Source organism: Salicibibacter kimchii, from assembly GCF_003336365.1.
In the GTDB taxonomy this organism is placed as follows: domain Bacteria; phylum Bacillota; class Bacilli; order Bacillales; family Marinococcaceae; genus Salicibibacter; species Salicibibacter kimchii.
The window spans coordinates 1,970,454-1,985,221 of the sequence record NZ_CP031092.1; the positions used below are offsets into that span (position 1 = coordinate 1,970,454).

The 14,768-nt window shown below is 45.3% G+C and carries 13 protein-coding genes and 1 pseudogene; 3 read left to right on the top strand and 11 right to left on the bottom strand.

Annotated elements, in window-relative coordinates:
• Positions 1-127: 127 nt before the first annotated feature.
• Both DT065_RS10015 and DT065_RS10020 read left to right on the top strand, forming a co-directional pair.
• Positions 128-1,162 carry an LCP family glycopolymer transferase gene (locus DT065_RS10015; protein ID WP_114373002.1) on the top strand — a complete coding sequence of 345 codons (1,035 nt, stop codon included), beginning with the start codon at positions 128-130 and terminating at the stop codon, positions 1,160-1,162.
• A 437-nt stretch (positions 1,163-1,599) separates the two neighbouring features.
• Positions 1,600-2,907 carry a UDP-glucose dehydrogenase family protein gene (locus DT065_RS10020; protein WP_114373004.1) on the top strand — a complete coding sequence of 436 codons (1,308 nt, stop codon included), beginning with the start codon at positions 1,600-1,602 and terminating at the stop codon, positions 2,905-2,907.
• A gap of 224 nt (positions 2,908-3,131) precedes the next feature.
• On the opposite strand, the gene galU is transcribed toward DT065_RS10020, so the two are convergent.
• A complete protein-coding gene (gene galU, locus DT065_RS10025; RefSeq protein WP_114373006.1) occupies positions 3,132-4,001 on the bottom strand; it encodes a UTP--glucose-1-phosphate uridylyltransferase GalU in 870 nt (289 codons plus the stop codon).
• Positions 4,002-4,306: 305 nt separating this feature from the next.
• Between galU and DT065_RS10030 the strand changes: the two genes are divergently transcribed.
• On the top strand, positions 4,307-4,678 hold the full coding sequence (locus DT065_RS10030) for a single-stranded DNA-binding protein (protein ID WP_114373007.1): 372 nt from the start codon (positions 4,307-4,309) through the stop codon (positions 4,676-4,678).
• 456 nt (positions 4,679-5,134) lie between these two features.
• On the opposite strand, the pseudogene DT065_RS18895 reads toward DT065_RS10030, so the two are convergent.
• From DT065_RS18895 to pxpB, 10 genes and pseudogenes are all read right to left on the bottom strand, one after another.
• Positions 5,135-5,275: pseudogene (locus DT065_RS18895) on the bottom strand (MFS transporter); the annotation flags it as partial.
• Positions 5,276-5,629: 354 nt separating this feature from the next.
• A complete protein-coding gene (locus DT065_RS10040) occupies positions 5,630-6,388 on the bottom strand; it encodes a LamB/YcsF family protein (RefSeq protein WP_114373009.1) in 759 nt (252 codons plus the stop codon).
• 17 nt (positions 6,389-6,405) lie between these two features.
• Positions 6,406-7,626: an NRAMP family divalent metal transporter gene (locus DT065_RS10045; RefSeq protein WP_227002539.1), complete on the bottom strand. Its 1,221-nt coding sequence runs from the start codon at positions 7,624-7,626 to the stop codon at positions 6,406-6,408.
• Positions 7,627-7,636: 10 nt separating this feature from the next.
• The gene (locus DT065_RS10050; protein WP_114373011.1) at positions 7,637-8,422 is read right to left on the bottom strand and encodes a putative hydro-lyase; all 786 of its coding nucleotides are present in this window, start codon (positions 8,420-8,422) and stop codon (positions 7,637-7,639) included.
• A 14-nt stretch (positions 8,423-8,436) separates the two neighbouring features.
• Positions 8,437-8,748, bottom strand: coding sequence for a 2Fe-2S iron-sulfur cluster-binding protein (locus DT065_RS10055; RefSeq protein ID WP_114373013.1), 312 nt, complete (start codon positions 8,746-8,748; stop codon positions 8,437-8,439).
• A gap of 14 nt (positions 8,749-8,762) precedes the next feature.
• Positions 8,763-10,448 carry an FAD-binding protein gene (locus DT065_RS10060; protein WP_227002541.1) on the bottom strand — a complete coding sequence of 562 codons (1,686 nt, stop codon included), beginning with the start codon at positions 10,446-10,448 and terminating at the stop codon, positions 8,763-8,765.
• 77 nt (positions 10,449-10,525) lie between these two features.
• Positions 10,526-11,902, bottom strand: a complete 1,377-nt coding sequence (accC, locus tag DT065_RS10065; protein WP_114373015.1) for an acetyl-CoA carboxylase biotin carboxylase subunit — start codon at positions 11,900-11,902, stop codon at positions 10,526-10,528.
• Positions 11,903-11,920: 18 nt separating this feature from the next.
• A complete protein-coding gene (gene accB / locus DT065_RS10070; protein WP_227002543.1) occupies positions 11,921-12,361 on the bottom strand; it encodes an acetyl-CoA carboxylase biotin carboxyl carrier protein in 441 nt (146 codons plus the stop codon).
• A gap of 14 nt (positions 12,362-12,375) precedes the next feature.
• Positions 12,376-13,386 carry a 5-oxoprolinase subunit C family protein gene (locus tag DT065_RS10075; protein ID WP_114373019.1) on the bottom strand — a complete coding sequence of 337 codons (1,011 nt, stop codon included), beginning with the start codon at positions 13,384-13,386 and terminating at the stop codon, positions 12,376-12,378.
• A complete protein-coding gene (gene pxpB / locus DT065_RS10080) occupies positions 13,383-14,117 on the bottom strand; it encodes a 5-oxoprolinase subunit PxpB (protein WP_114373021.1) in 735 nt (244 codons plus the stop codon). The genes DT065_RS10075 and pxpB overlap by 4 nt, the downstream gene beginning before the upstream one ends.
• Positions 14,118-14,768 lie beyond the last annotated feature (651 nt).

Sequence of the window (14,768 nt, forward strand, 5' to 3'; positions counted from 1 at the left end):
TTTCCCGGGAAATAAGATTTTTGTCGATATTTTGATTCTATCATTTACTTTTTCTACGACCTTCTTGTAAAATATGAACGTATGGTATGAGAAACATCCGGATACATTCCCGGAAGGAGACAATGAAATGCCAAAACAAGAACCTTCCAGATCGATACGACATCAACGAAAAAAAAGACGAAATAAAAAAATTATCTTATCCTTGGTAGCACTTGTCGGTTTTATCATTGTCGCCGCAGGCGCCCTCGTGTTTTATCTCGTTACACAGGCAAACAATCTCGTAGAAGAGACACAAAGCCCTTTGGAACGGGGAGAACACTCAGATATGCGGGAAGTTGCCGTAGACCCCGATGAAGATAACATCTCTGTTTTATTTCTCGGCACCGACAATCGCGATGGTGACCTGGACGGCTTGGCCGACGCGATTTTATTGGCAACGTTTAACCGAGAAGAAGGATCGGTAAATGTAATAAGTATCCCGCGGGATTCCTATGTACAAATTCCCGGGCGTCCAACCCAAGATAAAATTAACCATGCCCACGCATTTGGCGGGACGGATTTAGCCATTGACACGGTGGAAAATCTGCTCGATATTCCTGTCGATTACTATGTAACGCTAAATTTTGATGCTTTCATGGATACTGTTAATATATTCGGCGGCGTAGAGGTGGACTCTCCAATGGCATTTACCGAACAAAACGCGGATGGAGACATGGATGCCATTGAAATTGACGAAGGTCCACAAGTCTTGAATGGGGAAGAGGCCCTTGCTTACGTGCGTATGCGAAAACAAGACCCTGCCGGAGATCTCGGACGCGGAGAACGGCAACAAGAAGTGTTGGGAGCATTGATTGACGAAGCCACTTCCCTCTCCTCGATTGCAAACTACAATGAAGTATTTGAACGTCTGCAGAAAAATATGAACATGAACATGTCCTTCAATGAAATCCTTGGCTTACACTCTTATGCCAATTCTATTAATGAGATCGAGCACCATCAATTGGATGGTGAAAGTTTCCGCGAGAGCGGCGTGGATTACTACCGGGTCGATGACACAGACCTTGCGAACACACAAGCAATGTTAAAACAGCACCTTGATCTGGAAGAGGAACGCGATTCGAACGAAACGATCAATGCAGAGGAAAGTACCGAACCCCAATAATCTTCACTTACCTGCTTCCTTGAGAAGCAGGTTTTTTTGTGTTGCTTACGATCAATAGCCAGAATGTCCTTTAATACCAGCTCTTTTTATGGCCAGGGGGCAACGATTAGCTTGATTTTAACGTTCTCTTCCTCTTGATTGGGGGAAAAGGTATGGTAAAATGGAATCAGAAGCTACAATGGAAAGTGATGGGGATCTAGCTGGATCTTCATGAGCGAGCAGTTGGGCTGTTCCTATTATATGTCCCCTATTGACCGCCCTTGATTTTGTAAAAGAGTTATCCCGGTGGTGCACGCCCGTGAAACTCCCTCTTCAACCCCGTAAGCTGAAGTTAACGGGCGACTAGCACCCCTATTTGTTCAACTAACCATCAAAGGAAAAAACCACCTTTGATGGAAGTTTCACTTTATTGAAAAACAGAAAGTAGGTTAACTGAAATGAAATTGACAATCATTGGCACCGGATACGTGGGACTCGTCTCCGGTGTATCCTTTGCCGATCTTGGTAATGATGTTGTTTGTGTTGACAAAGATGAGCAAAAAATTGCGCAGCTCAAAAAAGGGATCAGCCCGATCTATGAAGAAGGGCTGGATGCTTTATTGGAGAAAAACATCCATAATGAAAAGATTCATTTTACGACTGATTTAGCAGCATCCGCCCCCGATAGCGATGTCATCATGATTGCCGTGGGAACACCCCAGGCAGCCGATGGATCCGCTGACCTTTCTTTTGTGCGGACAGTTGCCGGCGAACTGGGAGAAGTGCTTCCGTCTGATCATCGAACCGTCGTCGTCAATAAATCCACCGTCCCGATAGGAAGCGCAGAAGAAGTCGAAAAGATTATCCGGAAAAAAAATGCAAATGCCGACGTCGCTGTGTGTTCCGTGCCGGAATTTTTACGGGAAGGCTCAGCCGTCAAAGACACGTTCCATCCTGATCGGATTGTCATCGGAACAGATGTTTCGTGGGCGAACGAACGGCTCGTGCACCTGCATGAACCATTGGCTGATTCTGAGCAAATCATCACCACTTCGGCACGTAGCGCAGAGATGATTAAATACGCCTCGAACGCCTTTTTGGCAACGAAAATTTCTTTTATTAACGAAATCGCAAACATATGTGAAGCGTACGGAGCAAATATTGATGAAGTGTCCCGGGGGATTGGCACCGATCGCAGAATCAGTCCCCACTTTCTTAATGCCGGACTTGGATTCGGTGGATCGTGTTTTCCAAAGGACGTGCAAGCGCTTATAGCCTTGGCAAAGGATAAGGATTATGAAGCCAATTTGTTACAATCGACCGTCGCCATCAATGCAACACAACGATTAAAGCCTGTGGAAATTTTACACCATAAATTCCCGCGAGGGCTGCAGGATTTGAAAGTGGCCGTACTCGGATTGGCTTTTAAACCGGGGACAGATGATATGCGTTACGCGCCCTCGATCGATATCATCCACGAACTCGTCAAAGCGGGTGCTGACGTGCACGCCCATGATCCGATCGTGCTGGATGCAGCAGCACCGCTTTTACCACGAGCCGTGACTCTGCACAATGAGGCTGAACAAGCGCTATCGAAAGCGGACGCCATAGTACTCGTCACCGAGTGGGATGTGTACAAACAACATCCCATCGCCGATCTAGCTGCCACTATGACAGGAAACGTCATCATCGACGGCAGAAACGTACTGGATGCGAATGCTTTCAAAGAACAAGGATTCGACTATTACGGCATTGGCCGCCGGTAATGGGTGGACGTGGCATATAGCCAGCGCTGGACCGGGCACTGTATCCGCCTACGTGTCCGATCCAACCTCTTCTCCTTCGCGGATTATTTATTCTAAAAACAAAAACTTCTTGACCAGAACATTTCCTTCCATCATTTTTTACGTACATGAGGAAGCTCTATCGTACAGCCAAAAACCATCTCCCCCTTAACACGCTTGCAGAGGGAGACTTCGTTCAAAAAATGTTAAATATCCAACTGTCTGATATATGCTTTCAAGTCGTCGCTCAAATCTTCACGATGGAGGGCAAAATCAAGGGTTGCCTGGATAAAGCCAAGTTTATCCCCAACATCGTAGCGGTCTCCGTCGAATCGAAAAGCATTCACATCCTGTATTCCGGCCAGGCGCTTGATCGCATCGGTAAGTTGAATCTCATTCCCGGCTCCAGGTGGCAGTTCTTCCAAAATCGGCATAATTTCAGGCGCCAACACATACCTGCCCATGATCGCCAATGTCGATGGAGCTTCTTCTTGTTTCGGTTTTTCCACAAGATCAGTCACACTGACAATGTTCGAATCTGTTCCATTTGCAGCCGAAACGATCCCGTAGCTTGAAACCTTATTCTCCGGAACATCTTGGACACCTAATACGGATGCATCTGTGTCCTCATATATTTCCATGAGCTGTTGCAAACATGGTTTACCTTCGGAACGGACGATGTCATCCCCGAGCATGACAGCAAACGGCTCATTTCCGATAAATGTACGGGCACAGGCGATGGCGTGCCCCAAACCTTGCGGTTCTTTTTGGCGGACATAATGAATACTGGCCATGTTTGAGATTTTTTTTACTTCTTCCAATCGTTCCCATTTTTCGCTTCGTTCCAGTGTCTCTTCCAATTCATACGATTTGTCAAAGTGATCTTCAATCGCTCGTTTTCCGCGGCCACTCACGATGAGAATATCTTCGATTCCCGACTCGATGGCTTCCTCCACTATGTATTGGATTGTTGGCGTATCAACAATCGGCAACATTTCTTTTGGCAATGCTTTGCTTGCCGGTAAAAATCGTGTCCCAAGCCCGGCTGCCGGAATGACTGCTTTTTTTACTTTCATCAAAATCCCCCCTTACATTGTCATTATATGATGCAATGGGCCTTTTCTTCAAATGAAAGTACTTTTAGTGAAAAAATTTTATAAATCTTTTGCATTATCTGTTTAAAATATACCATGACCTATGGTATAATTATTTTGACTCCATGAAAGGAGGTTTGCTATGGAAAGAAAACACTACGATTAGTACAAATTTCTCAACCTCGAATCATTTGACAGCATACCCCTCCGCTGTCATACACTCCACCCTTTTTATCTCCCGTGACCACTATTAGCCTACAATTGCATAGAGGAAGGGTCGTGAAAGATTGTTAAATCAAGTTACGTTGATTGGTCGTTTAACGAAAGACCCCGAGCTAATGTTCACAAATTCCGGAGTCGCTTATGTGAAGTTTTTCCTTGCCGTACAGCGCCCTTTTAAAAACAATGAAGGTGTAAACGATGTTGATTTCATCCCTTGCACCATTTGGCGAAAACGAGCGGAAAATACGGCAAATTACTGCCGCAAGGGCTCTCTCGTATCTGTTACAGGGCGTATCCAGATAAGGCAATTTATGAACAAGGACGAAGTAAAGGTTTTTATCACAGAAGTCGTCGTTGAAGATCTGAGTTTTCTAAAACTTGAATCCAACCGTAGACAACAAGAGCAGAAAGAAGCAAAAACACATCAGCCGTCTTAAGAAAAACAACAGGCCTACAAGGGATCTAATCACTCAATATAGAACAATCTCCATATAAATGCCTTGTAAGCCGGGGACTGACTGGGGGCTCTCTCACAAGTATCCCAACCGTCCCATAGATATTATCAAAAGAGGTTGAGCGTGCAAAGGCTTTTGCAGCTGGAACAGATCGTTTCCCCTAACGGTCACATAGAGATGAACATCTTTGAACATAGCCTACGCATATCAGCCATTTCGGTGCCGCTTTTTCCTCGATCGCTTCCTACGGTTCATCGCTTCATTAGCCACGCAGTACCCTCAACAGAAGTAAGACCTCTACGATGGCACCACCGTCCCTGGTGTGTAGGGACGGTTTTTTAGATTTCTGTTTACACTGGCCGAACTGTTCCTTTATTGACGTTCACGTAATCAGGCGGAGTGACAGCGTAGACAACAGCGTTTGCAATATCCGCTAACCCCTGCCTCACTGTTTGTTAATTGCAAATCCTCACGCAAAAGGCCGATAAGTGGACCGGCCCTTGTAATGGCAGGCCGTAAATTAAACGCAACGAGGATAATCGCGAGGATGACCCATGGATCCATTAAGCGCTGGTTCATGACGCGAGACGCCTTTGGTGATCAATCGTTGAGCGAATGAAAATTTCTCCCAGAACGACCGACTTCAATATTAAACAGCTACTCTATTATAATTTGATCCTTTATTCGAACGCGTGGACATTGACTAACGCTAATTCGTGCGACAGTAACATTGATGCTTATGTAAAATATTTGGCGTTCACATATCCCATTTTTCGTGTTCTCCATAATGATACCCTATTTAATTCTCTTTTCGAACCAACCACCCTTCGGCCCTTTCCGACATCATAAACTAATCTGAATATCATCCATTAAAAAAGAAAAGCTGCCGAGAAAATATTTCCCAACAGCTTCCATGCGGAGTAACTCACCTGCCTATTCGATTGGGTGAACGTTGATGCTTGCGTTTTCAATTTTATGGCGCACTTTTTTCGCGAACTCTAACGCGTGAGGGCCGTCTCCGTGGATACAGACGGTTTCGGCAAGGATGTCCACGTCTTTTCCTTGTTGGGATTGAACTTTACCCTCATCAATCATACGAATGACCTGGTCTCCCGCCTTGTCTGCATCCTCAATCATAGCGTTTTTCTCGCGTCGTGACGTGAGGGTACCGTTTTCTTGATACGTACGATCGGCAAACACCTCGCTCCCTGTTTTCAATCCTACTTTTTCACCGGCCTTCAAAATCTCGCCGCCGGCCAAACCAAAAAGAACGAGGTTCGGATCGATGTCATAGACCGCCCGGGCGATCGCATCCGACAATTCAGGATCTTGGGTCGCTCGATTATAAAGCATGCCATGGGCTTTCACATGCCGCATGTGCCCACCTTCCGATTGCACAACGCCCCACAAAGCCCCGACTTGATAAGAGACGATATCATAAGCTTCTTCAGGTAAAAGATCAATGTGACGACGTCCAAATCCCATTAAATCCGGTAAGCCCGGGTGTGCACCGATCGCGACGTCATTTTCTATCGCCAATTTAACTGTTTTTCTCATCGTAGAAGGGTCGCCGGCATGAAACCCGCAGGCAATATTGGCAGACGAAATGTGGGGAAGAATTTCTTCATCGGATCCTAATTTATAAACGCCAAAGCTTTCACCCATGTCACAGTTCATATCAATGGTTTTCATTTTAATTCCTCCTTCTCTTAGTTAAACCATAAGCCAACAATTTCTTCAAATGCTACGATACTAGCACCGATCGTGAAAAGAACCGTAATCGCCCCAAACACAATCAGCCATGTCGGATGGCGGTAATCGCCGACAATCGATTTTTTCCGGGAGGCCACTAATATGGTCGTGAGAACGATAGGTAGAATCATTCCGTTTACCGCACCAGCGAGAATGAGAAGCATTACCGGTTCACCGATTGTGATGAATATAAGCGATGAAATCGTAATAAATCCAGCAATAAACCATCCGTTATAGTTTTCAAACACCGGATGAAACGAGCGTAAGAAAGAAATACTTGTATACGCCACCCCGATGACTGAACTAATGGCGGCTGCGGTTAAGACAATCCCAAACATATAATAACCTAAATCACCGAGACCGACGAGAAACGGCGTAGCTGCCGGGTTATCCGGATCCAAGGTAAATCCGGCATTTACCACACTTAAAAACGCTAAAAAGAGAAATACACGCATAATGCCTGTCGTCAGTATTCCATATATGGAAGCGCGGCTAACAAAAGGGGCATTCGCTCTGCCGGTAATTCCGGCATCAACAAGCCGATGCCCGCCGGCAAATGAAATATAGCCACCAACCGTACCGCCAACGATGGTCACCAAAGGAAGGAGTAAGATCAAGTAATCATCAGGCAATACAGATTTTACGAGCGCTTCTTGATAGGGTGGATCCATCGTCAACATAACATAGCCTACCATTAAAATCATAATGACCCCAAAGATTTGCAAAAGCACATCCATAATACGGGCGTAATTTTTAATCGAAAAAATAATGATGGTCACCACAGTGATAATGATGGCCCCTATTTCTACTGGTAGGTCAAAAAGTACATTAAGGCCTAAGCCCGCGCCACCCAGATTACCAATATTGAACGCAAATCCTCCGAAGATAATAAGCCCGGCAATTATGTAGCCTAACCCGGGGACGACCATGTTTGATATTTCCTGCCCTCGTTTTCCGGACACAGAAATAACGCGCCAAATATTAAGTTGAACGCCAATATCGATCACAATCGAAGCCAAAATTGCGAATGCAAAACTGGCCATGTACTCTTGCGTAAATTGAGCGGTTTGTGTAAGAAACGCAGGCCCAATGGCTGAAGTGGCCATAAGGAATATCGCACCGCGTAAAAATTTATTCCGCTCTTTATCACTCATCGGGTGACCTAACCCCTGTGCCATAAAATCCCTCCTAAAAAACCCCCAGAGTTTCATTTTTCACGTCGGTAATGAACATATGTCCCGGGGCGTGCGTAATCATAAGTTCAGGTTTGCTCGCCATCGCGACAGATTGAGGCGTAACGCCACATGCCCAGAAAACCGGGTCTTCGCCGTCGTTGATACTCACAGCTTGTCCAAAATCAGGTTTGGCCATGTTAGAGATGCCAATAAATGCCGGATCTCCGATATGAACGGGTGCGCCATGTACATCAGGGAATCGCGAGGTCACTTGCACCGCACGCACGACTTGATCTCTCGGTATCGGCCGCATGCTCACAATCATTTGTCCATGAAAAATACCGGCCGGTTCCGTCTCGATATTCGCCCTATACATTGGGACATTGCAACCCTCTTCATTATGACGGATCCCAATGCCATTCGCGATGAGCGCTTCTTCAAATGTGAAGCTGCACCCCAATAAAAAGGCAACCATGTCACTTTCCCAATGCTCGCTGATATCTGTGGTTTCCTCGACGAATTCCCCATGCTTATAAATGTGGTACTTTGGTATATCTGTACGCAGATCAGACTCCGGCGCGAATGTTCGGGCGACTGGTGAACCTACCTCACTAACATCGAGCACCGGGCATGATTTGGGATTTCGTTGGCAAAACAATAAAAATTCAAAGGCAAGCTCTTTTTTTAAAATAACGAGATTTGCCTGTGTAAACCCCGGGGCAAAGCCGGACGTTGGTTTTGTCATATCCCCGCAGCGAATCTTTTCCATTAATTGTTGTTTGCTTTCCAATGAGCCCATCCTTCCTATAATCGCTAATCAAGTTCTGTGACCAAGTCTTTTATCCATTTTCTGGCTTTCATCGGTTCGATTAGATACTCCGTGTTCTTCATCGCTCGTATACTGCACAGATACCCTGGTTTTCCGTCGGTAATGGCCATGCATTCTTTGCATGCATTTGCAGAACGACACGAATAGCGCACGGAAAGGGATTGATCCTCGTGTTCACGCACCCAAAAGACAGCATCTAACAAACTCATGCCACCTTTAAAGGGAACGTTGTACCTTTCAATGGTTTGCCCACTTGCTTCATCACCGCGAACAATCTGTAAGACAACTTCAGTCATATTAATATACTCCCTTAATTCTTCATTTTTACTTTCGAATATGACCAGCAACCGTCCTTATAATCAAATTTTGAACTGAAGGTTTCCTCTTGCTCATCAGGGTAATCCAATCGAACGTGAGCCCCCCTCGATTCCCGTCGCTCCAGCGCTCCTTTGACAATCGCGGCACCCAATTTAGCCATCGTATACGCTTCAAGCTTCTCTACTTGAGGTAGGGCGTAACGTTTTTGCGGTTCTAAGGGTGTCTGTGAAATTTCCTCAGTCAAACGTTCAATGTTACATAACGCTTGCTCTAATTCCTTTTCAGCCCGGAGTGGCCCTGAGCCTTTCCACAAAATGGTCTGAATTTTCTTGCGAAATGTTAGCATTGACGTATCGTCCGCCGATTTAGAAGATGGATACCAAAAAGATTCCAGTCTTCTCTTTTCTTTACTGGTTTCTTTTGCTACATATTCATCGTTTCTTTCACCAACATTTTGTGTCGCATTTTCTCCGGCAATTCTGCCAGTTACCAATGCTTCTGTCATCGCGTTCCCGGACAGCCGGTTTGCTCCATGCATGCCATAGATGAGTTCACCGCATGCGTATAGATTAGGGACCGTCGTCTCCAATTTATTGTTGACCTTAACCCCACCTAACATAAAATGAGCCATGGGTGCAACTTCAATCATGTCTTTCGTAAGATCGATGCCTTGTGATTCGAGAATATCAATGACCGGACCGAAGCCTTTTCTTAAATCCTCCTCTTTAATCATTGTAAAATCCAAATATGCCCCTCCATGAGGAGACCCACGGCCTGCTTCAACTTCTTTAAAAATGGCATAGCTCGTCAAGTCACGTGTTGCGGTATATTTTCCAGCCACTTCCCCTGTGTATGTTTCCATGAATTCTTCATGAGCGCCGTTTAACAATCGCCCGCCTAATTTGTAACGAAAGGGGTCCCACATGATTGGATCAATGCCCACCACAGGCGGATAGAGATGTGCGATAGGAAAAAATTGAACCATTTCCATATCTCTCAATTCACAACCAGCCTCTGCTGCTAGAAGGAAGCCATCTCCTGTCATATTTGTCGAAGCACTATTCCGTTCAAAAACTTCTGTTAATCCCCCAGTCGCTAAAATGACTTGAGATGCTGAAATGCTGACCATCTTCATGTCTTCCACTGAAAAACCAACAGCTCCTAGGACACGTCCTTGACTTGTGACTAACCGTGTTACGGCTACATTTTTTAGACGCTTAATTTTTTCATCGTTACTGATCACACGCCGTAATCCTTTAGATGTTGCTCCACCCGTGTTCAGTATATCCACATAGACACATCGTTTCTTCGAATGACCGGGTGAGACAACTTGAGATCGATGACCTTGTTCCGTTCGCGCCCATTTAACACGGTAGCTTTCCATATCGGCAATCACTTCCGGCCCCCGCTCTACAATTGAACGGACAATCTCCGGATCCGATAACCCACGGCCTCCGGAAACCGTGTCCTCCCAATGGGACTCAATGCTGTCTTCTTCTGCTTCGCCCAATGCCACGGCCACTGTCATTTGCGCAAGCACCGTTGCTCCACCACGGCCAATTAAACTTTTGTCAACAATGATGACATTGGCTCCTTGATCGGCTGCCGCTCGAGCTGCCATCATGCCCGCTGCACCCGAGCCAATGACCAGCACATCCGCATGATCATTTATGTTCACTTGAACCCTCTCCCCGCATGACATCGTTATTCTTTTTTTCGCAGACGGTTCTTGCAGAGTAAAACTGTTATTTTTCATTATTCACGACTTGATTTTTCCATAGCTGCCACGAGCTCATCCCCGTAGTTTTCAATGAAACCGATATCAAAATCGCCCTTACAAAAGCGTTCATCCTCGAGCAATTGCAGTTGAAAAGGGATCGTCGTTGCAATTCCGTCGACCTGCATTTCTTTCAATGCTCGTTTCATACGTATAATCGCTTCCTCCCTTGTTTCTCCATGCACAATGACTTTCGCGGCAAGGGAATCATAGTACGGCGTAATCACAGCTCCCGAAAAAAGAGCTGTATCTGTTCGCACCTGGTATCCACTCGGTGGGATAAATGTATGCACGGTTCCGGGCGTTGGCTGAAAGGATTGGCGCGGATCTTCTGCATTTATTCTGCATTCCATCGCCCACCCGTTCATCTTTATATCTTTTTGTTCGTATCCAAGTTTTTCACCCGCTGCTACACGTATTTGTTCTTTTACTAGATCGATGGACGTGATCATCTCCGTCACCGGATGCTCGACTTGAATACGGGTATTCATTTCCATAAAGTAAAAATCACCGTTGACGTTCATTAAAAACTCAACCGTACCTGCCCCTTCATAAGCTACAGCCTTGGCAGCGTTTACCGCGGCTGTTCCAATTTCCATCCGTAAGTCATCGGTGATGATTGGAGATGGGGCTTCTTCAATGATTTTTTGGTGACGCCGCTGAATAGAACACTCCCGTTCACCGAAGTTCACGATGTTTCCATATTGGTCACCAAGTATTTGCATCTCAATATGACGTGGCGCATCGATATATTTTTCCAAGTATACGTCTGCGTTGCCGAATGCCTTGTCGGCTTCTGACCGTGCTTGCTCAAAGGAGCTCCCGAAGTCTTCGGGTGTATGTGCCAAACGCATGCCCTTACCACCGCCACCCGCGACCGCTTTAATCATAACAGGATACCCGATGTCGGCAGCAATCTCCTTTGCCTCTTCGCTTGTATGAACGATTCCTTTTGATCCGGGAACGGTCGGAACGCCTGCATTGTCAACCGTTTTTACAGCTACATCTTTTGCCCCCATACTGCGAATCGATTCAACTGATGGACCGATGAAAGCGAGTCCGAGTTCCTCACAAAGGCGAACAAATTCATCATTTTCAGCTAGAAATCCATAACCCGGATGAATCGCATCTGCGTTCACTTTTTTGGCTGCAGTAAATATTCGTTCCATATTTAAATAACTTTCGTGTGAGGGGTTATCACCAATACAGATGCTCTCATCGGCAAGCTTCGTATGTAAAGCACTTTGATCTGCTTTCGAGCATATAGCGGCTGTTTTCACCCCTAATTCCCTACATGATTGAATAATACGAACAGCGATTTCGCCGCGATTAGCAATCAGTATTTTTCCAAACACAGACGTCCTCTCCTTCTACTAAACTTCCTTGACTATGAATAGCGGTTCGCCATGTTCAACAAACGCCCCGTCTTCAACAAGAATGTCTACGATTTCTCCTTCTACATCCGCGCTCACTTCGTTAAACAGTTTCATGGCCTCAACAATCCCGACGACAGTTTCCTCGTGAACCGGATCCCCTTCCTTGATAAAAGGAGCCGCTTCGGGTTCCGAAGCTCGGTAAAACGTGCCTACTATCGGAGACTTGATCGATTGTTGATCGGTAAATTCTCTCGGTTCTTCACCTTCGATGTCGGAGGTTTCATCTGTTGTTTCCGTGTTTTCTGCTGGAGTCTTTTTTGCCACCCCAGTGCTTTTAAAAAGCTCAATTTCCATGTCTCCGTTCTTAGCTTTTAAATGTTCAAGTCCCTGCTCATTTAATGTTTTCATTAATGCTTGTAACTCTTCAACAGTGTACATTGTTACCCTCTTTTCTAATGACTGCCCCATTTTAAGGCAATTCCGATTTTCCGCTCTTGCATCGCCTGGGCCTGTTTCAAATAAAGCATTTCAGCTTCTTTCAAAGTAATCGGTTCAAACATTATTTTTTCATTCGGACGGAATTGTGCAAAACGTCCTAAATCAACCGCTGCGACTTGTGCAAAGCGCGGGTAGCCGCCTGTCGTTTGTCGATCAGCCATTAAAACGATCGGTTGGCCATCATTGGGGATTTGTACCGTCCCAAACGCAACTGCCTCTGATAAAAGGCTGTAGGATTCTTGGCGTTCAATGGGGGCGTCCTCTTCTGTTTGCAACCGATAGGCCATGCGATCCGATTGTGTAGAAACGGTAAACGTTTGTTGGAAAAACCGTTTCTGGCTCTCGGTCGTAAACTGTTTGAAATGGCTCCCTGGAAAAACCCGTATTTTTTGTTGTTCACGATCCAACAGTCTACCATTTGCCCCCCAGTTTTTAGCGAATGCTCGTCCGTTCGCTTTTTGAGAGATCTGTTCAAATCGTTTATTGGCTTCTTTGCCTTTTTCACCTATAGATAACCGGTCATCTTTTTTTAGTGCCCGGCCTTTCATTCCTCCGATTCCTGCTCGCACATACGTACTCTTGCTATTCATGACGATCGGGACATCGATGCCGCCCGCGACTGCCAAGTAAGCGCGATTGCCGTAGGGCACCGATTTAAACGTAAGCATGCTTTCAGCAGGAACAAACAGAGGTACACCGAGTGAATAAGCCACACCGTTAATCATCGGCATCATCCCGCCACCTGTTACAGTGATCAGGCTATCCCTCTCGAACTTGATCTCGGGGCCAGTCATTGTGATTTCAAGCCCGGCTTCATTTTCATGATTCCCAACGATTGCATTCGCGCTTTGCAGCGATATACGATCCATCGCGCCGCTCTCCAAAACGCCTTGATGCAAAAAGCCGATTCGACCCCGATCCTGGACGGTCGTAAACAAGCCCGCTTTCATGATAGATAAACTCACCTGTCCCCCTCCTCGTACGACTCAAACTCCGCGCGCGTAATCGCCTTAAAATACACCGTATCCCCGGATTTCAGCAAGCTCGGTTGTTCCCGGTTAGAGTCAAACATTTTAAGGGGAGTTTGACCGATTAACTGCCATCCCCCAGGCGTCTCAAGCGGGTACACGCCTGTTTGAACCCCAGCAATTCCGACAGCCCCCGCGGGGATTTTTGTTCGGGGTTCGCTTCTCCGCGGTGTGGCAATTTTTTTCGACATGCCACCGAGAAAGGAAAAGCCGGGGGCAAAGCCGATCATATATACTAGGTACTCACCGCTTGTATGAATGTGAATGACTTCTTCTTTCGAAAGATTGTTTTCCTCTGCCACATGTGATAAGTCCGGGCCAAAAGAATCTTCATAACAAACGGGGATCGTGACGACATCTCCCTCATCTTCGTCTTCTGTGGCATCCCCGATCTCACGAGCTTTTTCCCGCAACTGTTCCATTACATATGTACTCGGAGAATCATTTTTCTCCATTGTATGAAACACCGTTACCGGGTCGTAAAACACCGTTAGACCAACATAGCTTGGAACGCATTCGAGATATCCTTCGAATGGAGCGTCTTCCAGCACATTCATCATTTTTTTCGTGTGTCGATGAATTTTCGGATCGATTTTTGTTCCAAAAACAATATTAATTGCTGTTTCTGATAACACGTACAGCTCTGCGTTTTCAAACAGTGTAGACATACAGCCTCCTCTAAATGTATAGAATTTACGTTTATTATTGGTTTTTACGGAGCCTATACCTATATACTACATCCTAAAATCATATTAGTACGAATATATTATACTATAACAGACATCGTGGTAAATAGCGTTACCCTTCTAAAGCATATACCAATAATAGTCTGGATAAAGATCTATTGCACCTAGCTCTGCTTCCCATATTTATCAATTGCCGAGAAGTTGGCAAAACCCACAATTTTATTTGCTGCTTCTGCTACAAGCATAAAAGATCCACTTAAAGGAATGTCTTCTTATTCGGTTAAATGGACCAACAAGCCAATAACGAGCGCAATACTTATTCCACGAGTGCACGCCAATTAAATGAAGTCAGCTATAAATAAAAATATGAAGGCAATTAAAAGAAAAGCGAAAGGATAAAAGAAACCTCTTCTGCTTCGTATATCAACAGGATCAACTTTTTTATAAAAAGCTATCACTACCCCGACTAGACATATAAACACAAATATCTTAAGTATAATGGAAACCATATTCACCACTTTAGCTATTGTTTCAAAAAAACTACACCATCGCGCTCCATTTGTAGTATAAATCATTTCATATTTTTTCATTCAAGCGGAAAGTAGCATCTGCCTTAAAAACTAAGAAATCGTT

Coding starts and splice junctions, on each gene's coding strand:
- DT065_RS10015 (WP_114373002.1), top strand. CDS start 128: ATGCCAAAACAAGAACCTTCCAGATCGATACGACATCAACGAAAAAAA.
- DT065_RS10020 (WP_114373004.1), top strand. CDS start 1,600: ATGAAATTGACAATCATTGGCACCGGATACGTGGGACTCGTCTCCGGT.
- galU (WP_114373006.1), bottom strand. CDS start 4,001: ATGAAAGTAAAAAAAGCAGTCATTCCGGCAGCCGGGCTTGGGACACGA.
- DT065_RS10040 (WP_114373009.1), bottom strand. CDS start 6,388: ATGAAAACCATTGATATGAACTGTGACATGGGTGAAAGCTTTGGCGTT.
- DT065_RS10045 (WP_227002539.1), bottom strand. CDS start 7,626: ATGGCACAGGGGTTAGGTCACCCGATGAGTGATAAAGAGCGGAATAAA.
- DT065_RS10050 (WP_114373011.1), bottom strand. CDS start 8,422: ATGGGCTCATTGGAAAGCAAACAACAATTAATGGAAAAGATTCGCTGC.
- DT065_RS10055 (WP_114373013.1), bottom strand. CDS start 8,748: ATGACTGAAGTTGTCTTACAGATTGTTCGCGGTGATGAAGCAAGTGGG.
- accB (WP_227002543.1), bottom strand. CDS start 12,361: ATGTACACTGTTGAAGAGTTACAAGCATTAATGAAAACATTAAATGAG.
- pxpB (WP_114373021.1), bottom strand. CDS start 14,117: ATGTCTACACTGTTTGAAAACGCAGAGCTGTACGTGTTATCAGAAACA.